This is a genomic window from Actinosynnema sp. NPDC020468 (assembly GCF_040642015.1).
In the GTDB taxonomy this organism is placed as follows: domain Bacteria; phylum Actinomycetota; class Actinomycetes; order Mycobacteriales; family Pseudonocardiaceae; genus Actinosynnema.
In genome coordinates, this window is sequence record NZ_JBFAEO010000082.1 from 1 (window position 1) to 20,239 (window position 20,239).

Below are 20,239 nucleotides of genomic sequence, written 5' to 3' on the forward strand. Positions count from 1 at the left end.
GGCGGCGGTGACCAGGGTGCCGAGTGACCGCCGCGCGGCTCGGCGTCGACAACATCGGCCCGGAACCCGGGCCGGGTACCGCGGAACTCCCCGCCGCCCCGCGCGACCGCGCCGAGGAGTCACCCGGCACCGCCACCACCGACGACACCCGCGTCGACACCGCTCCCGAGGAGTCCGAGTGACCGCCCTGCGCATGGCGTTCAACGAACTGCGCCGCATCACGTCCGGGCGGCTGCCGCGGCTGGCCGTGCTGGCGCTGGCGCTGGTCCCGCTGCTCTACGCCTCCCTGTACCTCTACGCGAACAAGGACCCGTACGCGAACCTCGACCAGGTGCCCGCCGCGCTGGTGGTCGAGGACAAGGGCGCGACCGCGAGCGACGGCACGACGCTGGACGCGGGCAAGGAGGTCGCCGACGAGCTGCTGAACGGCAAGCGCTTCAAGTGGGAGCGGGTCGACGCCGAGAAGGCCGAGAAGGGCGTCCGGGACGGCACCTACACGTTCGCGCTGACCCTGCCCGAGGACTTCTCCCGGTCGCTGCTGTCCTCCGCCGACTTCACCCCGCGCCAGGGCGTGATCACGCTGACCACCAACGACGCCAACAACTACCTCGGCAGCACGATCGCCAACCAGGTGGTCGCCGAGGTGCGCCGGTCGGTGTCGGTGAAGGTCGGCGCGGAGGCCGCGGACAAGCTGCTGCTCGGGTTCTCCACGATCCGGCAGAAGACCGCCGAGGCGGCCGACGGTGCGACCAGGCTCGCGACCGCGCAGCAGCAGGCGCTCGACGGGTCGCGCAAGCTCGCCGACGGCCTGACCCCGCTGTCCGACGGCGCGGCGCAGCTCTCGTCCGGGTTGCAGCAGCTCTCCACGAGCACCAAGGACCTGCCGGTCAAGTCGCAGCAGCTCGCCGACGGCGCGAAGCAGGTGGCCGACGGCAACGAGACCGCCGCGACCACCGCCGAGCAGTACGCGGCCAAGGCGCAGTCGCTGGTCGACGGGCTGGCCAAGGTCGACGGCGACATCGCGGCCAAGCTGCGCGCGCTCGGGTTCACCGAGGAGCAGGTGCAGCAGGTCACGGGCGCGCTGGGCGAGGCCCGCAAGCCGGTGGACGACGCGAACGCCAAGGTCCAGGGCGCGGCGGGCGACCTGCGCAAGCTCGCGAACGGCGCGCGGCAGGTGTCCGACGGCGCGGCGACGCTGGCCGCGAGCACCCCCGCGCTGACCGACGCGATCACGAAGTTGAACGCCGGCGCCGGGCAGCTGTCGACCGGGCTGGTGACCGCGAAGGACGGCGCGACGCAGCTGGCCGAGGGCGAGCAGCAGCTGCTCGACGGCACGAACCAGCTCAAGGACGGCCTGACCTCGGGCGTGAACGAGATCCCGAACCCGGACGACCCGACCCGCGAGTCGACCGCGAACACCATCGGCGACCCGGTGAACGTGCAGGGCGTGTCGCAGACCTCGGCGGGCAGCTACGGCGCGGGCCTGGCGCCGTTCTTCCTCGGACTGGCCACCTGGATCGGCGCGTTCGTGCTGTTCCTGCTGCTCAAGCCGTTGTCGCGGCGCGGACTCGCGGCCGGGCAGTCGGCGTTGCGGGTGGCGCTGGGCGGCTGGCTGCCGGGCGTGGCGCTCGGGGTGGCGCAGGTCGTGGTCATGTACTCCGTCGTCACCCTGGTGGTGGACATCCGACCGGTGCACCCGGTGACCACGCTGGCGTTCCTGCTGCTCACGTCGGCGACGTTCGTGGCCGTGCTGCACGCGTTGAACGCGCTGCTGGGCGCGGTAGGCAAGTTCGTCGGACTGGTGCTGCTGATCCTCCAGCTGGTCAGCGCCGGCGGCACGTTCCCGTGGCAGACGATCCCGATGGCGCTGTACCCGCTGCACTACGGGCTGCCCATGGGTTACGCGGTCGACGGGTTGCGGCACCTCATGTACGGCGGCGAGCTGGGCGGCGTCGGGAGGGACGCGCTGATCCTGCTCTGCTACCTCGTCGGCGCGCTTGCCTTGTCGACGTTCGCCGCGTACAAGCAGCGGGTGTGGACTCCCTCGCGCCTCAAGCCCGAACTCGTCCTGTGAGCGGGCGGACCGCCGCCACCAAGCAGAAGCTGTTCGACGCGGCGCTGCGGCTCGTCGGCGAACGCGGCGCGGCGAGCGTGACGGTGGACGAGATCGCCGCCGAGGCCGGAGTCGCGAAGGGCACCGTCTACTACAACTTCGCCAGCAAGGACGCGCTGGTCGACGCGCTGTTCCGGCACGGCGTGGACCTGCTCGCGGCCCGGCTGCGGGTGGCGCAGGACGAGGCCGACACGGCGGACGCGATGGCCGCGCTGGTCGAGGGGATGCTCGGGTTCTTCGCCGAGTACCCCGCGTTCGGGCAGCTGCTGGTCAGCGAGCTGTGGCGGACGCCCGGCCAGTGGCACGGCACGTTGAGCCTGCTGCGCGACGACCTGGTGTCGATCGTCCGGGGTCAGGTGCAGCGGCTGGCCGACGCGGGCCGGCTGCCCGAGGGCGTGCAGGTCGGCACGGCGTCGGCGGCGTTGTTCGGCACCGTGCTGGTGGTCGCGCTGGACTGGCAGGTCTTCGGGCCCGAACGCAGCCTGGCGCAGGTCCGCGACTCGGTGCTGCTGCTGGTCAGGGGCCTGGGCAAGGCCTGATCGCGCCGGGACCTCAGCCGCGGACCTCGCCCACCCGGTGGGTCGACGGCGGCCGGCCGTCGAGCGCGCGGCGCACGGCCTGGCGGACGCCCTCGCCCGCCTCCTCGTGGCTGAGCCAGCGGACCGTCGCGCCGTGCCGGACGAACCCCAGCACCACCTGCTGGGTCGGGTGGCCGTCGAGCACCGGGTCGGGCATGCCGCGCACCGGGTGCGGCGCGCCGCTGTCGTGCACCTCGACCACCGGCGCGTCCGGCGCGAGCAACGGCGCCACCGCGCGCAGCACCGCCTCCCGGTAGCTCTGGTGCACCCACGCCACCAGCAGGTCGACCGGCCCGTCGAGCCCCGCGCGGACCCGGTCGGCGAGGTCGTCGGGTCGGGTCCAGTCGGCGGCGACCCACGTCGGCGCGACCCGGGGCAGGTCGCGGACCTCCGCGTGCACCGGCCGGTGGCCGCGACCGCCGACCGCCGCGCGGGCCGCCACCCCGATGCCCGGCGCGGGTCGCCTGCTCGGGAGCACGACCCGCCAGCCACCGGCCACCAGGTCCTCGACGCAGCCCTTCAGCATGCCCGTGCCGCCCAACACCAGCGCCGTTCTCACCGCACCGACTCCTCACCACGTCCGGACGCGCGGCGCAGCGGTCCCGCGCACCACCGGTCCACCTCGCGCTGACCGCGCAACCGCACGACCGCCACCCGACGCGCGTGCTCGCCCGCCAGCACCGACTCGACCCGCGCCCGCGTGCGCCCGTGCGACTTCCACGCCCACCGCAGCAGGTGCTCCGGGTCGGTGAACACGGTGTGCAGCGGCGGTTCCACGTTGCCGTTCCACAACTCCTCGCGGCGCAGCCTGCGCACCATCGTGCGGACCACGACCCGTCGGAGGACGAGGTGCTTCGGGTGGTCCAGCCACACCAGGGTGTCCGCGTGCGCGAGCAGCACCGGCCGGGCACTGGTGTACTGCCACTCCGTCACCCACTCGGGGCGCTTGACCAGCCGGGCGACGTCGGCGTCGAACTCGGCGCGCGGAGTCCACTGTGGACCGTGGAACAGCGCGTCCATCTCCACATAGGACAGCCCGAGCCAGTCCGCGATACCGGCCGACAGCGTCGACTTGCCCGCGCCCGAGGTGCCCGCGACGAGCACCCGGCGGGGCGAGTGGGGCAGCTCGTCGGTGGGTCCCAGCAGCGGCACGGGGTCAGGCTACCGCCGTGTCGCGCGGCGTCCAGCCCCCTGACGGGGGTGTCGGTCCAACTGGTCCAGATGCCGGCCGAGCACGGCGCGCAGCACCTCGGGCGTCGCCAGGTCCGGGTGCAGCACGGCGTTGACCGCCAACCCGTCGAGCAGCGCGGCGAGCCGCTCGGTCTCCACCGGCACGTCCGGCACGCCCGCGCCGGCGAGCACCCGGCCGACGATCATCCGGATGCCCTCGTGCAGCCGCCGGGCCTGCGGCGCGAGGTTCGGCCGGGTGCGCGCGGCGCTGACGAAGGCCAGCCACACCACCGACTCGTCGTGCCGGTCGGGGTCGAGCGGGAGCAGTTCGCCGAGCAGCTCCTCGGTTTCCCGCCGGCGCTCGGCGTCGTCCGTCGCCGCGCGGACCTTGGCGGCGCGGGCGAGCACCCGCACCTCGACGCGGTCGATCAGCTCGGCGAGCGCGAACTCCAGCAGCTCGTCGTGGTCGGCGAAGTAGTGCCGCACCGAGCCGATGGCGAGGCCTGCCTCGTCGGCGACGTTGCGCAGCGACGCGTGGTCGAGGCCTTGGCGGCGGACCACCCGGTAGAGGGCTTCCGCGACCTCGCGGCGGCGGACGTCCGCGTCGACGACTTTGGGCACCCGCCTTTTGTAGCACAGTCGTGCTAGGTTAATTAGCACGGTCATGCCATAAAGGGGGGACGCGTGATGACGTGGGTGCTGGTCGGGATCGGGGTGCTCGCCGTGGTCGCACGGCGGTTCGCGGGCGAACGGGTGGACGCGCGCGACCTGGTGGTGCCGGTGGTGGTGCTGCTGTGCCTCGGCGGTTACGAGGTGGCGAAGGCGCCCCTCGACTGGGTGGACGGGCTGTGGGTCGCGGGCGGCTCGGTGGTCGGATTCGGGTTCGGTGTGCTGCGCGGCGCCACGATCCGGGTGTTCGACCGCGACGGCGCGCCGTGGCAGCGGTACACGCCGTGGACGCTGGGCGCGTGGGTGCTGTCGTTCGCGGCGAACGCCGGGGTCGGCCTGATCGCGCCGGGCGAGACGCGGTCGATGACGCTGTCGATCGGCGTCGGCCTGCTCGGCGAGGCGGTGCCGGTCGGGCTGCGGGCGTTGCGGCTCACCAGCCCAGGTCGACGATGAGGTCCTCGTGCGTCAGGGTGATCGGGTAGGTCACCCGGACCACGCCGTCGCACGGCACGACCCGGCCGCCGAACCTGCGGACCAGGCGCAGCATCGCCAGGTTCTCCTCGAGGACGTCGCCGCACAGCGAGGCGTACCCGAGTTCGGCGGCCAGGTCGACCAGCGCGGACAGCAGCCGGGTGCCGACACCGCGCCGCTGCCACGCGTCGACCACGGCCAGCGCCAGTTCCGCGGTGTCCGCGCCGGTCCGGATGAGCCGGCCGATGCCGATCGCGCGCCCTCGGCGTTCGACCACCAGGGCGACCCGGTCGACGCCGTCGAGATCGCTCAACCCGTGCCGCATCGCGCCGGTCAACCTCGGCACGGGCGCGTGGAACCGCAGGTAGCGACTGCGGGCGGACATGCCGCCGAACACCTGGTCGACGGCGCGCGCGGCGGCCCGCCGGTCGAGCACCCGGACTCCGCGCATGGCCCACCCCTAGGTTCGGATTCCGAACCCTAGCTGAGTCTGTTTTTCGGACGCAAGTGGGTAGGCTCGGTGACATGTCCCGGGTCAAGGTCGCCGACGAGTCGTGCACCGTGGCGCTGCCCGCCGCGCTGCTGGGTGAGCGCTGGACGTTGCTGCTGCTGCGGCAGGCGTTCCTGGGCACGCGGAGGTTCGAGGACTTCCAGTCCTCGATGGACATCTCGCGCAGCGTGCTGACCGACCGGCTGGCCCTGCTGGTGGAGGAGGGCGTGCTGCGCCGGGTGGCGTACGAGGACGCGGGAACCCGAACCCGCCACGAGTACCGGCTCACCGAGAAGGGCCTCGACCTCTACCCGGTGCTGATGGCGCTGCGGAAGTGGGGCGAGCGCTGGATGCAGCCCGAGGCCGGCCCCTCGTTCACCCTGCACCACCGCGACTGCGGCGGCGACGTGGACGTCCGCGTCGAGTGCGCCACGTGCCGGGAGGACCTGACCGCCCGCGACGTGACGGTCCGCTCCCCCCGCTGACCCGGGGCTCCGGTGGCCCGACGAACGCCCGCGCCGCCCGCTCGTACCCGGCAGAACGAGCCCGATCGCGGACCCGCGCGCCGGACCTCGCGGGTCCGGAGCGCCGGGATTCCCCGCGGGCTAGTGGGCCGCGGCGTCCCAGGAGTGGCCGACGCCCACCGAGACCTCCAGGGGCACCGAGAGGGTGTGGGCGTTGCCCATGTGCTCGCGGACCAGGGCCTCCACCGCCTCGCGCTCGCCCTCGGCGATCTCCAGCACCAGTTCGTCGTGCACCTGGAGCAGCATGCGCGAGCGCAGGTCGGAGGACTCCAGGGCCTGGTGCACGCCCAGCATCGCCACCTTGATGATGTCCGCCGCCGAACCCTGGATGGGCGCGTTGAGGGCCATCCGCTCGGCCATCTCGCGGCGCTGGCGGTTGTCGCTGTTCAGGTCCGGCAGGTAGCGGCGGCGGCCGAGGATGGTCTCGGTGTACCCCGCCTTGCGCGCGACCTCCACGACCTCGTGCAGGTAGTCGCGCACGCCGCCGAAGCGGGCGAAGTACGCCTCCATCTGCTCGCGCGCCTCCTCGGCCGAGATGCGCAGCTGCTGGGCCAGGCCGTACACCGACAGCCCGTAGGCCAGGCCGTAGGACATCGCCTTCACCCGGCGGCGCTGCTCGGCCGACACCTCCGCCGTGGGCACCGAGAACGCCCGCGACGCCACGAACGTGTGCAGGTCCTCGCCCGACCGGAACGCCTCGATCAACCCGGCGTCCTTGGACAGGTCCGCCATGATCCGCATCTCGATCTGGCTGTAGTCCGCGGTCATCAGCTCGACGTACCCCGGCCCGACCACGAACGCCTCGCGGATCCGGCGGCCCTCGTCGGTGCGGATCGGGATGTTCTGGAGGTTCGGGTCGGTGGACGACAGCCGGCCGGTCGCCGCGATCGTCTGGTGGAACGTGGTGTGGATGCGCCCGTCGTCGGCCACCGACTTGAGCAGACCGTCCACAGTGGACTTCAGCCGGGTCACGTCCCGGTGCGCGAGCAGGTGCTGGAGGAACGGGTGCTCGGTCTGCTCGAACAGGTTCTGCAACGCGTCCGCGTCGGTGGTGTACCCGGTTTTGGTCTTCTTCGTCTTCGGCATGTTCAACTCGTCGAACAGCACCGCCTGGAGCTGCTTGGGCGAGCCGAGGTTGATCTCCTTGCCGATCACCGCGTACGCGTCCTGCGCCGCCTGCTTCACACCGGCCGCGAAGTGCGCCTCCAGCGCCGCCAGGTGCTCCTGGTCGATCGCGATGCCCACCGCCTCGACCTCGTCCAGCACGCCCATCAGCGGCAGCTCCAGCGTCGCGAGCAGGTCGGCCTGCCCGGTCGCCACCAATTCGGCGTCCAGCGCGTCGGCCAGCTCCGCCACGGCGAACGCGCGCACGATCGAGGACTGCGCGAGGTTCGCCTTCTCCTCCTCCTCGTCGGCCAGCAGCGACAGCTGGCCGTCCGAGGACTCCTCCGCGCGCAGCTCGCGCTGGAGGTAGCGCAGCGCCAGGTCGTCCAGCGCGAACGACCGCTGCCCGGGCCGCACCAGGTACGCCGCGAGCGCCGTGTCGCTGGTGACGCCGCGCAGCGCCCAGCCGCGGGCCCGCACCGCGCGCAGCGGCAGCTTCAGGTCGTGCGCGGCCTTGGCCACCGACGCGTCCGCGAGCCACGCCGCGAGCGCCGCCTCGTCGGCCGGGGACAGCGCCGTCACGTCGACGTACCCGCCCTCGCCGCCCGCCACGGCCAGCGCCACGCCCTCCAGGTCGACACCGGTGGACCGGAACGCCACCCCGACCCGACCGGACCGGGCGTGCGCGTCGAGCCACGCGGCCAGCCCGTCGACCTCGACCGCGCCGCCGGACACCTCGAAGCCCTCCTCGGCCTCGGGCTCGGCGGTCGACAGGGTCGCGAACAGCCGGTCGCGCAGCACCCGGAACTCCAGCTCGTCGAACAGCCGGTGCACCGCGTCCCGGTCCCACGGCCGCTCGGCCAGGTCCTCGGGCCGCAGCGGCAGGTCCACGTCCCGCACCAGCTCGGTGAGCTGCCGGTTCAGCACGATGTTGGCCAGGTTCGCCCGCAGCGCCTCGCCGACCTTGCCGGACACCTCGTCCACGTGCTGGATCAACCCGTCGAGCGAGCCGTACTGGTTGAGCAGCTTCACGATCGTCTTCGGGCCCACGCCCGGCGTGTTCGGCAGGTTGTCCGACGAGTCGCCGCGCACCGCCGCGTAGTCGGCGTACAGCGCGGGCGGCACGCCCTGCTTCTCCAGCACCAGCGCCGGGTCGTACCGGGCCATCTCGGAGACGCCCTTGACCGGGTAGAGCACCGTCACGTGGTCGTTCACCAGCTGCAACGCGTCCCGGTCGCCCGTGCAGATGAGCACGTCGAAGCCCTGCTCGACGGCCTGCGTGGTGAGCGTCGCGATCAGGTCGTCGGCCTCGTAGTTCTCCTTGGCCACGGTCGGGATCGACAGCGTGGCCAGCACGTCCTCGATGAGGCTCACCTGGCCGCGGAACTCGTCCGGCGTCGCGCTGCGGCCGGCCTTGTACTCCGCGTACGCCTCGGTGCGGAACGTCTTGCGCGAGACGTCGAACGCCACCGCGACGTGCGTCGGCTTCTCGTCGCGCAGCAGGTTGATCAGCATCGAGGTGAAGCCGTAGACCGCGTTCGTGGTCTGGCCTGTCCCGGTCTGGAAGTTCTCCTTGGGCAGCGCGAAGAACGCCCGGTAGGCCATCGAGTGGCCGTCGACCAGCAACAGACGGGAGGCTCCTGGAGTGCTCACGGGGCGAGTCTAGGGTGGAGGTCCGACAGTTTTGCACCGAGTGGAGCAGCCCGTGAGCGTCGAGCCCGACGGAATCACCAACGTCAACCCGGCCTTCGCCGCCGAGCAGCTGGCCGCGCGGATGGGCATCGAGATCACCCGTTGGGATGCCGACCGACTGGTCGGGACGATGCCCGTGACGGGCAACAGGCAGCCCTACGGCCTGCTGCACGGCGGCGCGAACGCGGTCCTGGCGGAAACCCTCGGCTCGGTCGCCGCGGCCATGTACGCCGCGCCGGAGCGGGTCGCGGTGGGCCTGGAGCTGTCCTGCACCCACCACCGCGCGGTCACCGAGGGCGTCGTCACCGGCGTGTGCACCCCGGTCCACCGTGGACGCAGCACGGCCACCTACGAGATCGTCATCAGCGACGCGCAGGAGCGGCGGGTCTGCACCGCGCGCCTGACGTGCTTCCTGCGGGAGTCCGAGCGGAACTGAGAGGGGGCCCGGCATGCGCGGAGTCGTCGTCGCGGTCGCACTGCTGTGCGCGGCGGGCTGCACGGGAGGGCCGACCGCGCAGCCACCGCCGTCGAGCACGACCGCCACCTACCCGGTGCCCGCCGAGCCGGTGCGCCCGGACGAGAAGCCGCTGTCCGTGCCGACGACGGCCGACGGCGACACCGCGTTCACCCTGCTGGGGCTCACCACCGGGATGGAAACCCTGATCGGCAGCCACGCGGAGTGGCCGGCCAAGGGCCGGTTCGCCCGGGTCCGGATGGTCGTGGTCAACAACGGCCGCAGCAACGTGCTGTTCGACGCGCGCAAGCACGTGCTGCTGGACGAGGCGAACGCCGAGTACCAGGTGGACACCCAGGCCATGCTGATCAAGCGCCAGCCGGACAAGCTCGAGCTGGGCGCGGGAGTGCGGCTGGAGTACGACGTCTACTACGACCTGCCCAAGGACGCCAAGCCCCGGGCGATCCGGGTGTTCGGCGGCCCGACGCTCACCGACCTCCAGGACCAGTCGAGCACCGAGATCGCGCTCGGCGGGTCCTGAGCACGCGGAAGGCCCGCCGGCGACGTGCCGACGGGCCCTCCGGACGAACGGCTCAGTGACCGCCGAGGTACGCCGCGCGCACCTGGGGGTCGTCGAGCAGGTCGACGCCGGGCGCGCTCTTGACCACGCGGCCGGTTTCCAGCACGTACGCCCGGTCGGACAGCTTCAGCGCCTGCTGCGCGTTCTGCTCGACCAGGAGCACCGTCGTGCCGCGCTTGTTGATCTCCTTGATGATCTCGAAGATCTGCGCGATCAGCATGGGCGCGAGGCCCATCGACGGCTCGTCCAGCAGGAGCACCTTCGGCTTGGTCATCAACGCCCGGCCGATGGCGATCATCTGCTGCTCGCCGCCGGACATCGTGCCGCCGAACTGGGACTTGCGCTCCGCGAGCCGCGGGAACAGCTCGTAGACCTCCGCCAGGTCCGCGTCGAGCGCGTCCTTGCGGGTGTAGGCGCCCATGAGCAGGTTCTCCTGCACCGTCATGCCGGGGAACACGCCGCGGCCTTCCGGCGACTGCCCGATGCCCAGCTGCACGCGCTTGTGGCCCGCCAGCTTGGAGATGTCCTGGCCGTCGAAGAAGACCGAGCCCGACGACAGCGGCCGCAACCCGGAGATCGTCTTCAGCGTGGTCGTCTTGCCCGCGCCGTTGGCGCCGATCAGCGAGACGATCTCGCCCTCGTTGACCTCGAGGCTGATGCCCTTGATCGCGGCGATCTTGCCGTAGTGGACGTGGATGTCCTTGACCTCAAGAAGCATCTTCGGACACCCCCAGGTAGGCCTCGATGACCTTCGGGTTGTTCTGCACCTCGTGCGGCAGCCCTTCTGCGATCAACTGGCCGAAGTCCAGCACCGCCACGCGGTCGCTGACGCCCATGACCAGGCTCATGTCGTGCTCGATCAGCAGGACGGTGCGACCGCTGTCCCGGATCTTGCGGATCAGCTCCTGGAGCGCGACCTTCTCCGCCGGGTTCATGCCGGCGGCGGGCTCGTCGAGCAGCAGCAGCTTCGGGTCGGTGGCCAGTGCCCGCGCGATCTCCAGCCGGCGCTGGTCGCCGTAGGGCAGGTTCTTCGCGGTCTCGGTCATCCGGGCGGAGATGCCGACGAAGTCGAGCAGCTCCCGCGCCAGCTCGCGTCCGCGCTTCTCCTCCTTGCGGTGCCACGGCAGGTTCAGCGTGGCTCCGACGGCACCCGTCCTGTGGTGCGCGTCCGCGCCCACCATCACGTTCTCCAGCGCCGACATGTTGTGGAACAGCCGGATGTTCTGGAACGTGCGGGCGATGCCCTTCTTGGTGATCTTGAACCGCTTGTCGCCGTCGATCCGCTCGCCGTTGAACAGGATCTGGCCCTGCGTCGGCTGGTACACGCCGGTGACGACGTTGAACACGGTGGTCTTGCCGGCGCCGTTCGGCCCGATGAGCGCGAAGATCTCGCCCTCGTCGATGTGGAAGTCGGCTCCCTGCAACGCCTTCACGCCACCGAACTGCATGAGGACCTGGTCGAGCTTGAGGACGGGAGTGCTCACTTGGCCGCCTCCGTCTCCGTCGTCACGTCGGTGTCCGGACCCGGCACCTCGGCGCCCAGCGCGCCCATGCCACCGGTTCCCTCGTGCAGCTCGGCCTTGCGCCTCCGGGAGGGCAGGAGGCCTTCCGGCCGCAACGCCATCATCAGCACCAGCACGCCGCCGAAGAGCAGGATGCGGTACTCCGCCGGGTCGCGACCCAGCAGGTCCTTCAAGCCCTGCACCTCGCGGAACCGCTCGGGCAGCCAGGCGATGACGAACGCGCCGATGACCACGCCCGGCAGGTTGCCCGCGCCGCCCAGCACGACCGCGGCGAGGATCGTCGCGGACAGGATGAACGGGAACGTGTTCGGCTCGATGAAGACCGCCTTGCCGGCGTAGATGCCGCCCGCCAGGCCGCCGATCATCGCGCCGATGGCGAACGCCAGCAGCTTGAACTTGAACGTCGGCACGCCCATCAGCTCGGCCGCGTCCTCGTCCTCGCGGATCGCCGCCCACGCGCGGCCGACCCGGCTCTTCTGCAACCGCACCGAGAAGATGATCACCAGCACGATGGCGGCCAGGATCAGGTAGTAGTACGGCGCGGGGTCGAGCAGGAACTTCAGGCCAAACATGTCCGGCGGGTGCGGCACGTTGGTGATGCCGCGCGCGCCGCCGATCTCGTTGGTGTTGTTGGCCGTGATGCGGACGATCTCACCGAAGCCGAGCGTCACGATGGCCAGGTAGTCGCCGCGCAGGCGCAGCGTCGGCGCGCCCAGGATGACGCCGGAGACCGCCGCCATGACGATGCCGAACACCACCGTGGCCCAGTAGTTCCAGCCGAAGTGGGTGCCGTAGTACGCGACCGAGTAGCCGCCCATCGCGAAGAACGCGACGAAGCCGAGGTCGAGCAGACCGGCCTGGCCGACGACCACGTTCAGGCCGACCGCCAGCAGGATGTACGTGCCGACCGGGTAGATCAGCACCGAGGTCCAGTCGGCGCCGGGCGACATGAAAGTGCCGATCCACGGCGCGGGCAGGATCAGGGCGAACACGATGGCGCCGAGGTACACCAGGTACCGCTGCCAGACCTTCGCGTTTTCCCACCAGTCGCGCAGCGCGTCGAACGCGCCGCCGACCCGCCTCAACGGATTGGAATTCGAGGACACTCCGTCGCCTTTCACGCGCGGGCCTTCTGAAGGGATTCGCCCAGGATGCCGGTGGGGCGGAACATCAGCACGACCACCAGCACGGTGAACGCGATGACGTCCTTCCACTCCGAGCCCAGGAAGATCGCGCCCCAGTTCTCGATGAGGCCGAGCACGATGCCGCCGAGCAACGCGCCGCGCAGGTTGCCGATGCCGCCGAGGACGGCCGCGGTGAACGCCTTGATGCCGAGCACGAAACCGACGTTGAAGACGGTGTTCTCGAACTCCATCAGGTAGAGCGCGCCCGCGACGCCGGCCATCGCGCCGCCGAGCAGGAACGTCACGCGGACGATGTTGTCGATGCTGACGCCCATCAGGACGGCCGCTTCCGGGTCCTGCGCGGTCGCGCGGATGCCGCGGCCGATCTTGGTGCGGTTCACCAACCGGTCGAGCGCGATCATCATGATCACCGCCGCCACGATCACGATGATGTGGTCGGTGCGCACCGCGGCGTTGCCGATCGTGAACACCGTGTCGCGGTCGACGATGCGGGGCGAGGACTGCTGGTTGCGACCGGGCTTGCCGGTGATCCAGGGGATGATGACCAGGGCGAAGAGCTCCTGGAGGAACAGCGAGGCGCCGATCGCGGAGATCAGCGCGGTGAGCCGGGTGGCACCCTTCCTGCGCAGCGGCCGGTAGGCCACCAGCTCCAGCAGCATGGCCGCGCCGCCCGAGACCGCACCCGAGATCACGATGATCAGCAGGAGCACGCCGATCAGGGCGAACCCGGTCAGCGGCGAGGCCGGCGCGATACCGGTGACCACCACGAGCGACGCGAACGTGCCGATCATGAAGATCTCGGAGTGCGCGAAGTTGATCAGACGCAGAACGCCGTAGACCATCGTGTAGCCGAGGGCGACGAGCGCGTAGATGGAGCCGAACACCAGTCCACCCACCGTGCTGGGTAGGAACTGGTTGAGGAAATCATCAAGCATGACTTGTATGCCTCACGAGACGGGGCGGGGAGAGGACTCGCCATAGTGGCGGGGAGCGGAAGCCACCGACACCGTGACGGTGGCCCCCGCTCCCCACTCCGGCGGTCGGCACTCGCCGCCGCCGGGCTTGCTTCTCGAAAACCGTCTCGGAGATCAGCCCTCGAGCTTGGCCTCGGCGGCCGGGCCGAGGAGCTTGAGGACACCACCCTTGACCTGGTACACGAAGATCGCGTTGTTCTCGGGCTCGCCGTTCGACTTGAACTTGATCGGCTTGGAGACGCCCTCGAAGCTGATCGTCTTCAGGTAGTCGTTGATGTCGGTCGACGTGGTCTTGCCCGCCTCGACGGCCTTGATGAACGCGGTCGCGGCGTCGTAGCCCTCGGTCGCGTAGATGGCCGGGTCGGCGCCCGCGCTCTTCTTGTAGTTGTCGTAGAACGTCTTCAGCGCGCCGGTCACGTCGCCGGACGGGATGTTGCACGGGCACGCGAGGACGGCGCCCTCGGCGGCCGCAGCACCCGCGCCGGAGATCAGCTGGGCGTCGAGCGAACCGTCACCCGAGGTGAACGTGGTGGTCACGCCACCGTCGCGGAGCTGCTTGAGCAGCCGGCTCGCCTGCGCGTAGTAGCCGCCGTAGACGATCACGTCGGGGTTCGCGGACTTGACCTTCGTGACGGTCGAGGAGTAGTCCGACGCGTCCTTGGAGAACTTGTCGGTCTCGACGGTGACGCCCTTCGCGGTGAAGGTCTTCGACACCGCGTCGGCCAGGCCGACCGAGTACTCCTGGTCGTCCGAGATGACGAACGCCTTCTTCGGGCTCTTCGCCTTGATCAGGAACTCGGCGATGTTGGGGCCCTGGTCGTCGTCGTTCGCGACGACGCGGTGCCAGAACGTCCAGCCGTTCTTCGCCAGGCCGGGGTTCGTGGCCGAGGGCGAGACGCTGGGGATCTTGTTCTCCTCCAGCACACCGCCGATCGCCTTGGACTCGCCGGAGAAGGCCGGGCCGATGAGGCCGACGATCTTGTCGGTGCCGACGGCCTTCGTGATCAGCGAGGTGGCCTGGTCGGGCTTGCCCTGGCTGTCGTACTGGACGAGCTCGATCTTGACCTTGGGGTTCTTGGCGTTGTACTCGTCGACCGCGAGCTTCGCCCCGTTCCGGGGCGGAATCACGATGGCGGAGTTCTCGCCGGTGAGGTCACCCATGAACCCGATCTTGACCGAAGTGACGTCGCCGCCGCTTGACGAGCTGCCGCCGCCGCCTGCGCAAGCCGCGAGCGCCAACGACGTGGCCGCCGCTAGCGCCAGAACTCGGCCGAGTCGTGCTCCAGACACCGGAATACCTCCCATGACCAACCAACCCGCCGGGTAGGCGAGGCCCTCCACACGAGGGCTTGGGTTAGGGCAGGAACGTAGCTTCAGTCCGGTTCGCGCAACAGGTGGTCTTCCTGCTCTGTGTCCACATCGTGACGGTAGTCACCGACATATTGACCAGTGTTAACAACCCTAAATCCAGGTCAAATCGCCGCAGGTCACAAACCCGGTGCGGGCAGTGACCAACAATGGCACGAGTGGGTGTCCGATACTCGAACGGGTATCTCAGCCGAAGTTTTCGATGACGGCTTCCGCGACTGCCTTCATGGTCGTGCGGCGGTCCATCGCGGTGCGCTGCACCCAGCGGAAAGCCTCGGGCTCCGACAGACCTTGCTTGGTCATCAGCAGGCCCTTGGCCCGTTCGACGGCCTTGCGCGTCTCCAACCGCTCGGTGAGGCCCGCGACCTCGTTCTCCAGCGCCTGGAGTTCGGCGAACCGGCTCATCGCCAGTTCGATCGCGGGCACCAGGTCCCGCTTGGCGAACGGCTTCACGAGGTAGGCCATCGCGCCCGCGTCGCGCGCCCGCTCGACCAGGTCGCGCTGGCTGAACGCGGTGAGGATGACGACCGGCGCGATGCGCTGCCCGGCGATGACCGACGCGGCCTCGATGCCGTCCACCTTGGGCATCTTCACGTCCATGATGACCAGGTCCGGCCGCAGTTCGGTGGCCAGTGTGACGGCCTCGTCCCCGTCCGCGGCCTGACCCGCGACCTCGTAGCCCTCTTCGCGCAGCATCTCGACCAGATCGAGGCGGATCAGGGCCTCGTCCTCGGCGACCAGGACGCGGCGGGGCGCGGCCTTGCCCTCGGACTGGGCCTCGGCAGCCTGTTGGGTCACCGGGGTCCTCCTGACGGTTGCGTGCGACGGGCGTCCGACACGGTCGTGACGGGCGAAAGCGCAGTCTACCGGCGGGCGCGGCGCCGGACGGCGCGGTCGGCCGTGATCACGGCCACCGGTCCACGGTGGACGGCGGGCCCGCCGGTCGGACGGGGCCGACCGGCCGAACACGCCGCTCCACTCGAACCGGGGATCCTTCAGCCGTTCAGGGGGATCCCGGTTTCACCGCCTCGGGGGAAAGCCGGTCAGCCCCTCGGGCCATTCGACCGCGCCCAGCGCCTCCTCCTTCGCCGGGTCCGGCGGGTCCACCTCGCGCAGGAACAATTCGTGCCAGCCGTCGGAGAGCCCGAGACCTCCCGCCGTGCTCGGGATTTCCCGCACGCCGGCGAACCCGACGACCGGGTGCAGGAACTGGTCCGCGACCTTCGGCACCCCGAGGCTTTCCGGCCATTCCAGCCACCAGGTGTCCCCCTGGGACCACGACCGCAGCCACGGCGCGTCCACGAACAGGTGGTAGCGCCGCAACACCGCGCTGCCCAACCCCGTCGGGCGCGGGAACTCGGCGAGGTGGTCGCGTTCCGGCCCGGACAACGGGCCCACCGCGAAGTCGGCGGCGAGGTCGCGCCCCTTCAACAGGGTGCGCACGTACCGCATGCCCTCGGCCCACGCGCGGTCGTCCACGCCGGCGAGCACGACCGACGCCGCCACGCCCTCCAGGTACAGCTCCACCGAGCGCGGGTACCGCCGGTACCGCAGCCCGGGCACGCCGGTCACCCAGGAGTGCTCGTGGCGCGGCAGCATCTCGTACAGCAGCGGACCCAGCGCGTACTCGGCCAGGTGCACGCGCGGCACCGGCGTCGGCTCCACCGCGCGGAACGCGTGCGCCGGGCGCAGCATGCTCGCGGGCGGCCGCAGTTGCAGGTGGGTGCCGGCGTCCGTGCCCCCTTGCAGCAGCAGGCACTCCAGCGCCCGCTGCTCGGCGGTGGGCGCGCCCGGCAGGAACAGGTCGCGCGCGGTGCCGGATCCGTTGAGCGCGGCCACGACCTCGGCGCGCTCGGCGTCGGACAGCGCGTGCAGCACCGCCTTCACGGCGGGCACGGCCTGGGTCAGGTTCTCCCCGGTGTTGGCGCGGCGCAGGTCCACCAACCGGTCGGTCAACGACGAACGTGCCACAACAGTCCTCGCTCCCGCCGCCCGGCTCGGCGAACAAGGACGCTGTCGCGTCGGTTTCCGTGGTCACTGGGGCAAGCCCGAGAGCAGGGGCGCCTACACCCCGCGGCGGATCACGCCACCCTGTTGCCGGGGGGTGGCTCCAGCCTCACGTCTGCTCACACACGCCGGTTCCGACGGTACCAGCCCCGTCATCCCCTTTTAGAGCCGTCCACAGTGGACATTCAGCGCCGGGCCTACACTGTCGAACATGAGTTCGAGGAGAACGTGGCCGGAGCCGGCCGCCGAGGACGAACTCCGCCTGGCGCTGGAGTTCCTGGACTTCCTGCGCCTCACGGCGGTGGCGAAGGTCGAGGGCCTGTCCGATCGGCAGGCCGCCGCGACCCCGCTCGCCACCTCCCCCGTGGTGAGCGCGCTGGGCGTGCTGCGGCACCTGACCGCAGTCGAGCGGTGGTGGCTGTCGATCGAGGTGGGCGGCTCGGAGTTGCCGTCGCTGTGGGGCGAGGACGCGGACGCGTCGTGGCGGCTCGACCCGGACGACGGCGTCGGGTCGGTCGTGGCGGAGTACCGGGCGGAGTGGGAGCGGTCCCGCATCGCGTTGGAGGGGTTGGCGCCCGGCGACCGGGTGCGCCGCGACTTCGACGGCAACGGGCGGACCGTGCGGTGGGTGCTGGCGCACCTCGCGCAGGAGACCGCGCGCCACGTCGGGCACCTGGACCTGCTGCGCGAGTGGGCGGACGGCGCGAAGGGCGAGTAGGCACGACGGGCGGGCGCGGCCGGGCGCTGGTTCGATACCCGGGTGATCAAGGTACTCGTGCTGCTGGCGGCCGCGCTGACCGCGCCGTCGGCCGACTTCACCGGGATCGTGGCGACGAGCGGGTGCTCGGGCGCGGTGGTGCGGGTGGCGTCGGCGACGCCGGGCGACCACGCGCTGGTGCTCACCAACGGGCACTGCGTGCGGCGGATGGCGGCCGGCGAGGTGCTGGTGGACCAGCGGGCGGACCGGGCGTTCGACGTGCTGGGGCGCGCCGGCGCCGGGACGTTGGGCACGGTACGCGCCGAACGGCTGCTGTACGCGACGATGACCGGCACCGACGTGGCGCTGTACCGACTGCGCTCGACGTACGCGGAGGTGGCCGCGCTGGGCACCCGCGCGCTGGACCTCGCGCCGGCGGGTCCGTCGGCCGGCACCGCGATCCGGGTCGTGTCGGGGTACTGGCGGCGGGTGTACTCGTGCCGGGTCGACGCCGTGGTGCCGACGCTGCGCGAGGACGTGTGGACGTGGCACGACTCGATTCGCTACTCCCCCGAGTGCGACACGGTCGGCGGCACGTCCGGCTCGCCCGTCGTCGACGTCGCGTCGGGTCTGGTGGTGGGCGTGAACAACACGGCCAACGAGGACGGCGCGCGGTGCACGCTGGACAACCCGTGCGAGGTGGCCGCCGACGGCTCGGTGGTGGTGCGCCGGGGCATCGCCTACGGGCAGCAGACCGGGCGGCTCGCGGCGTGCGTGGTGCGGGACGCCTTCGTGTGCCCGGCCGCGCCTATGGTGGGGTCATGAGCGAGGCGTGGGGCGACACCGACGTGATCCGGCGCGTGCTGGCGACGTGCGACACGTGGGCGGTCGTGGGGTTGGGGAACAACCCCTCGCGCGCGGCGTACGGCGTGGCGCGGTTCCTTCAGCAGCACGGGAAGAAGGTCGTGCCGGTGCACCCGGACGCGGAGACCGTGCTGGGCGAGCCGGGGTACGCGACGCTCGCGGAGGTCCCGTTCCCGGTCGACTGCGTGGACGTGTTCCGCCGGTCCGAGGCCGCCGGCGCGTTCGCGGACGAGGCGGTGGCGATCGGCGCGCGTGCGGTGTGGTTCCAGCTCGGCGTGCTGGACCACGCGGCGTTCGGGCGCGCGACGGCCGCCGGACTGGACGTGGTGATGGACCGGTGCCCGGCCATCGAGTGGGCGGCGAACGGCCCGCGCTAGACCTTGCGCGCGGTGACCTCGATCTCGATCTTCATGCGCGGGTCGGCGAGCCCCACCTGGAGCATGGTGGCGGCGGGCTTCGTGGTGCCGAAGGCGGTGCGCAGCGCGGGCCAGCACACCTCGAAGTCGGCCGCGTCGGGCAGGTAGTAGTGCACCCGCACGACGTCGCCGAACCCGCACCCGGCCTCGCCGAGCGCCCACGCGATGTTGGCGAGCGCCTGATCGGCCTGTTCCGCGGGGTCCTCGGAGATGGTCATCGACGCGTAGTCGAACCCCGTCGTGCCGGAGACGTGCACCCACTCCCCGTCGACCACGGCCCGCGCGTAGCCGATCTTCTCCTCGAACGTCGAGCCGGACAGGATCACTCGCCTCATGGGCGGGATCCTAGAGATCGAGTCGCTACCCTGCGACCATGCCGATCGTCACGCTGAACGGGATTTCGCTGAGCTACGAGGTGTCCGGCACCGGTGACCTCGTGGTCCTGGTGATGGGCACCGGCAGCCCGGGAAGGGTGTGGCACGCCCACCAGGTCCCGGCCCTGAAGGCGGCCGGCTTCCGCGTGGCGACCCTGGACAACCGCGGCATCCCCCCGACGGACGAGTGCGCGTCCGGTTTCACGGTCGGCGACATGGTCGGCGACGTCGCGGCCCTGATCGAACACCTGGGCGCCGACAAGGCCGCCGTCGTCGGCACGTCGATGGGCGCGAGGATCACCCAGGAACTCGCCATCGCCCGCCCGGACCTCCTCTCGAAAGTGGCCATGCTCGCCACCTCGGGCCGGAACGTCCCCCTGCAATCAGCCCTTTCCCAGGGCGAACGAGCACTGCACGACCAGGGAATCACCCTCCCCCCGAAGTACTACGCGGCCGTCACCGCCGCCTTCAACCTCTCCCCCGCCAGCCTCGCCGACCCCATCGCGGCCCGCGATTGGCTGGACGTCTTCGAATTCACCGGCTCCACCATCACGAAGGGCGTCCGAGCCCAGTTCGAGATCAACGAATTCGAACCGAGGCTGGACGCCCTGAAGTCGATCCGAACGCCGGCCTTGGTAGTGGGTTTCACCGACGACAAGATCTTCCCCCCACACCTGGCAAAGGAAGTGGCAACCGCCATCCCGAACGCCAGGTACGCGGAAGTGAAAAACGCCGGCCACTACGGCTTCCTGGAACAGCCAAAGGAAGTAAACACCCTCCTGATCGACTTCCTGACCTCCTGACCGCCCGAACACCCCCCGCAGCCGCCCTACCGCCCCACCCAGGCGCGCAGCGCAAACCTGCTGCGCTGTGTTTCCCTCCCGTATGGCCCGGGCGAAGCCCAACCGCATTTGGCACGGGGGCGCCGTAACTCTCAGGCCAAGCTATAGTAAAGGTCCCGGGGTCTTTCCGTCCTGCCGCGCGTAACGAGCATCTTTACTCGTAGTGCAATTTCGCCGGGCCTGT

The 20,239-nt window shown here is 70.9% G+C and carries 24 protein-coding genes; 11 read left to right on the forward strand and 13 right to left on the reverse strand.

The window, feature by feature from the left end:
* Positions 1–23 precede the first annotated feature (23 nt).
* Genes AB0G50_RS34595 through AB0G50_RS34605 form a run of 3 tightly spaced genes read left to right on the forward strand, consistent with a single transcriptional unit; the run spans position 24 to position 2,652 of the window.
* On the forward strand, positions 24–182 hold the full coding sequence (locus tag AB0G50_RS34595) for a hypothetical protein (RefSeq protein ID WP_360117845.1): 159 nt from the start codon (positions 24–26) through the stop codon (positions 180–182).
* On the forward strand, positions 179–2,074 hold the full coding sequence (locus tag AB0G50_RS34600) for a YhgE/Pip domain-containing protein (protein ID WP_360117848.1): 1,896 nt from the start codon (positions 179–181) through the stop codon (positions 2,072–2,074). The genes AB0G50_RS34595 and AB0G50_RS34600 overlap by 4 nt, the downstream gene beginning before the upstream one ends.
* Positions 2,071–2,652, forward strand: coding sequence for a TetR/AcrR family transcriptional regulator (locus tag AB0G50_RS34605; protein WP_360117851.1), 582 nt, complete (start codon positions 2,071–2,073; stop codon positions 2,650–2,652). Before AB0G50_RS34600 ends, AB0G50_RS34605 begins: the two co-directional genes overlap by 4 nt.
* A gap of 13 nt (positions 2,653–2,665) precedes the next feature.
* Here the strand turns inward: AB0G50_RS34605 and AB0G50_RS34610 are convergent, their stop codons facing one another.
* From AB0G50_RS34610 to AB0G50_RS34620, 3 genes are read right to left on the reverse strand one after another with little or no spacing between them, the layout of a single operon-like run.
* On the reverse strand, positions 2,666–3,250 hold the full coding sequence (locus AB0G50_RS34610; protein ID WP_360117854.1) for a hypothetical protein: 585 nt from the start codon (positions 3,248–3,250) through the stop codon (positions 2,666–2,668).
* Positions 3,247–3,843 (reverse strand): AAA family ATPase, encoded by a 597-nt coding sequence (locus AB0G50_RS34615; RefSeq protein ID WP_360117857.1) that lies wholly within the window; start codon positions 3,841–3,843, stop codon positions 3,247–3,249. Before AB0G50_RS34615 ends, AB0G50_RS34610 begins: the two co-directional genes overlap by 4 nt.
* Before the next feature lie 9 nt (positions 3,844–3,852).
* Positions 3,853–4,482, reverse strand: coding sequence for a TetR/AcrR family transcriptional regulator (locus AB0G50_RS34620; RefSeq protein ID WP_360117860.1), 630 nt, complete (start codon positions 4,480–4,482; stop codon positions 3,853–3,855).
* A gap of 66 nt (positions 4,483–4,548) precedes the next feature.
* On the opposite strand from AB0G50_RS34620, the gene AB0G50_RS34625 reads away from it, so the two are divergent.
* Positions 4,549–4,983 carry a DUF1453 domain-containing protein gene (locus AB0G50_RS34625; protein ID WP_360117863.1) on the forward strand — a complete coding sequence of 145 codons (435 nt, stop codon included), beginning with the start codon at positions 4,549–4,551 and terminating at the stop codon, positions 4,981–4,983.
* Here AB0G50_RS34625 and AB0G50_RS34630 read toward each other — a convergent pair.
* On the reverse strand, positions 4,961–5,452 hold the full coding sequence (locus AB0G50_RS34630) for a GNAT family N-acetyltransferase (RefSeq protein ID WP_360117866.1): 492 nt from the start codon (positions 5,450–5,452) through the stop codon (positions 4,961–4,963). The genes AB0G50_RS34625 and AB0G50_RS34630 overlap by 23 nt on opposite strands.
* A gap of 74 nt (positions 5,453–5,526) precedes the next feature.
* On the opposite strand from AB0G50_RS34630, the gene AB0G50_RS34635 reads away from it, so the two are divergent.
* Positions 5,527–5,976, forward strand: coding sequence for a helix-turn-helix domain-containing protein (locus AB0G50_RS34635; protein ID WP_360117869.1), 450 nt, complete (start codon positions 5,527–5,529; stop codon positions 5,974–5,976).
* 120 nt (positions 5,977–6,096) lie between these two features.
* On the opposite strand, the gene polA is transcribed toward AB0G50_RS34635, so the two are convergent.
* On the reverse strand, positions 6,097–8,772 hold the full coding sequence (polA, locus tag AB0G50_RS34640; RefSeq protein ID WP_360117872.1) for a DNA polymerase I: 2,676 nt from the start codon (positions 8,770–8,772) through the stop codon (positions 6,097–6,099).
* Between the two features lie 52 nt (positions 8,773–8,824).
* Here polA and AB0G50_RS34645 point away from each other — a divergent pair, with 52 nt between their 5' ends.
* Together AB0G50_RS34645 and AB0G50_RS34650 are read left to right on the forward strand one after the other, a co-directional pair.
* A complete protein-coding gene (locus AB0G50_RS34645) occupies positions 8,825–9,247 on the forward strand; it encodes a hotdog fold thioesterase (RefSeq protein WP_360117875.1) in 423 nt (140 codons plus the stop codon).
* A 13-nt stretch (positions 9,248–9,260) separates the two neighbouring features.
* On the forward strand, positions 9,261–9,806 hold the full coding sequence (locus tag AB0G50_RS34650; protein WP_360117878.1) for a DUF4352 domain-containing protein: 546 nt from the start codon (positions 9,261–9,263) through the stop codon (positions 9,804–9,806).
* 52 nt (positions 9,807–9,858) lie between these two features.
* Here the strand turns inward: AB0G50_RS34650 and AB0G50_RS34655 are convergent, their stop codons facing one another.
* The 7 genes from AB0G50_RS34655 to AB0G50_RS34685 all read right to left on the reverse strand — a co-directional run bounded on the left by AB0G50_RS34655 (position 9,859) and on the right by AB0G50_RS34685 (position 16,826).
* Complete coding sequence (locus AB0G50_RS34655) at positions 9,859–10,563, reverse strand: ABC transporter ATP-binding protein (RefSeq protein ID WP_360117881.1); 705 nt, start codon at positions 10,561–10,563, stop codon at positions 9,859–9,861.
* The gene (locus tag AB0G50_RS34660; protein ID WP_360117914.1) at positions 10,553–11,293 is read right to left on the reverse strand and encodes an ABC transporter ATP-binding protein; all 741 of its coding nucleotides are present in this window, start codon (positions 11,291–11,293) and stop codon (positions 10,553–10,555) included. Before AB0G50_RS34660 ends, AB0G50_RS34655 begins: the two co-directional genes overlap by 11 nt.
* 32 nt (positions 11,294–11,325) lie before the next feature.
* Complete coding sequence (locus AB0G50_RS34665; protein WP_360117884.1) at positions 11,326–12,489, reverse strand: branched-chain amino acid ABC transporter permease; 1,164 nt, start codon at positions 12,487–12,489, stop codon at positions 11,326–11,328.
* Entirely contained in the window at positions 12,486–13,448 is a 963-nt protein-coding gene (locus AB0G50_RS34670) for a branched-chain amino acid ABC transporter permease (protein WP_360117887.1), read from the reverse strand. Before AB0G50_RS34670 ends, AB0G50_RS34665 begins: the two co-directional genes overlap by 4 nt.
* Positions 13,449–13,601: 153 nt before the next feature.
* Positions 13,602–14,792 (reverse strand): branched-chain amino acid ABC transporter substrate-binding protein, encoded by a 1,191-nt coding sequence (locus AB0G50_RS34675; protein ID WP_360117890.1) that lies wholly within the window; start codon positions 14,790–14,792, stop codon positions 13,602–13,604.
* A gap of 249 nt (positions 14,793–15,041) precedes the next feature.
* Entirely contained in the window at positions 15,042–15,653 is a 612-nt protein-coding gene (locus AB0G50_RS34680; RefSeq protein WP_360117893.1) for a response regulator, read from the reverse strand.
* A 222-nt stretch (positions 15,654–15,875) separates the two neighbouring features.
* Entirely contained in the window at positions 15,876–16,826 is a 951-nt protein-coding gene (locus AB0G50_RS34685) for a hypothetical protein (RefSeq protein ID WP_360117896.1), read from the reverse strand.
* Between the two features lie 247 nt (positions 16,827–17,073).
* Between AB0G50_RS34685 and AB0G50_RS34690 the strand changes: the two genes are divergently transcribed.
* Genes AB0G50_RS34690 through AB0G50_RS34700 form a run of 3 tightly spaced genes read left to right on the forward strand, consistent with a single transcriptional unit; the run spans position 17,074 to position 18,800 of the window.
* A complete protein-coding gene (locus AB0G50_RS34690; RefSeq protein ID WP_360117899.1) occupies positions 17,074–17,580 on the forward strand; it encodes a DinB family protein in 507 nt (168 codons plus the stop codon).
* A 42-nt stretch (positions 17,581–17,622) separates the two neighbouring features.
* Positions 17,623–18,384, forward strand: a complete 762-nt coding sequence (locus tag AB0G50_RS34695) for a serine protease (protein WP_360117902.1) — start codon at positions 17,623–17,625, stop codon at positions 18,382–18,384.
* Entirely contained in the window at positions 18,381–18,800 is a 420-nt protein-coding gene (locus AB0G50_RS34700; protein ID WP_360117905.1) for a CoA-binding protein, read from the forward strand. Before AB0G50_RS34695 ends, AB0G50_RS34700 begins: the two co-directional genes overlap by 4 nt.
* Here the strand turns inward: AB0G50_RS34700 and AB0G50_RS34705 are convergent.
* Positions 18,797–19,174 (reverse strand): RidA family protein, encoded by a 378-nt coding sequence (locus tag AB0G50_RS34705; protein ID WP_360117908.1) that lies wholly within the window; start codon positions 19,172–19,174, stop codon positions 18,797–18,799. The two genes, AB0G50_RS34700 and AB0G50_RS34705, sit on opposite strands and share 4 nt — an antisense overlap.
* Positions 19,175–19,212: 38 nt before the next feature.
* Here AB0G50_RS34705 and AB0G50_RS34710 point away from each other — a divergent pair, with 38 nt between their 5' ends.
* Complete coding sequence (locus AB0G50_RS34710; RefSeq protein ID WP_360117911.1) at positions 19,213–20,016, forward strand: alpha/beta hydrolase; 804 nt, start codon at positions 19,213–19,215, stop codon at positions 20,014–20,016.
* Positions 20,017–20,239: the final 223 nt, after the last annotated feature.

Coding starts and splice junctions, on each gene's coding strand:
- AB0G50_RS34625 (WP_360117863.1), top strand. CDS start 4,549: ATGACGTGGGTGCTGGTCGGGATCGGGGTGCTCGCCGTGGTCGCACGG.
- AB0G50_RS34630 (WP_360117866.1), bottom strand. CDS start 5,452: ATGCGCGGAGTCCGGGTGCTCGACCGGCGGGCCGCCGCGCGCGCCGTC.
- AB0G50_RS34635 (WP_360117869.1), top strand. CDS start 5,527: ATGTCCCGGGTCAAGGTCGCCGACGAGTCGTGCACCGTGGCGCTGCCC.
- AB0G50_RS34650 (WP_360117878.1), top strand. CDS start 9,261: ATGCGCGGAGTCGTCGTCGCGGTCGCACTGCTGTGCGCGGCGGGCTGC.
- AB0G50_RS34655 (WP_360117881.1), bottom strand. CDS start 10,563: ATGCTTCTTGAGGTCAAGGACATCCACGTCCACTACGGCAAGATCGCC.
- AB0G50_RS34660 (WP_360117914.1), bottom strand. CDS start 11,293: ATGCAGTTCGGTGGCGTGAAGGCGTTGCAGGGAGCCGACTTCCACATC.
- AB0G50_RS34670 (WP_360117887.1), bottom strand. CDS start 13,448: ATGCTTGATGATTTCCTCAACCAGTTCCTACCCAGCACGGTGGGTGGA.
- AB0G50_RS34675 (WP_360117890.1), bottom strand. CDS start 14,792: ATGGGAGGTATTCCGGTGTCTGGAGCACGACTCGGCCGAGTTCTGGCG.
- AB0G50_RS34690 (WP_360117899.1), top strand. CDS start 17,074: ATGAGTTCGAGGAGAACGTGGCCGGAGCCGGCCGCCGAGGACGAACTC.
- AB0G50_RS34700 (WP_360117905.1), top strand. CDS start 18,381: ATGAGCGAGGCGTGGGGCGACACCGACGTGATCCGGCGCGTGCTGGCG.
- AB0G50_RS34705 (WP_360117908.1), bottom strand. CDS start 19,174: ATGAGGCGAGTGATCCTGTCCGGCTCGACGTTCGAGGAGAAGATCGGC.
- AB0G50_RS34710 (WP_360117911.1), top strand. CDS start 19,213: ATGCCGATCGTCACGCTGAACGGGATTTCGCTGAGCTACGAGGTGTCC.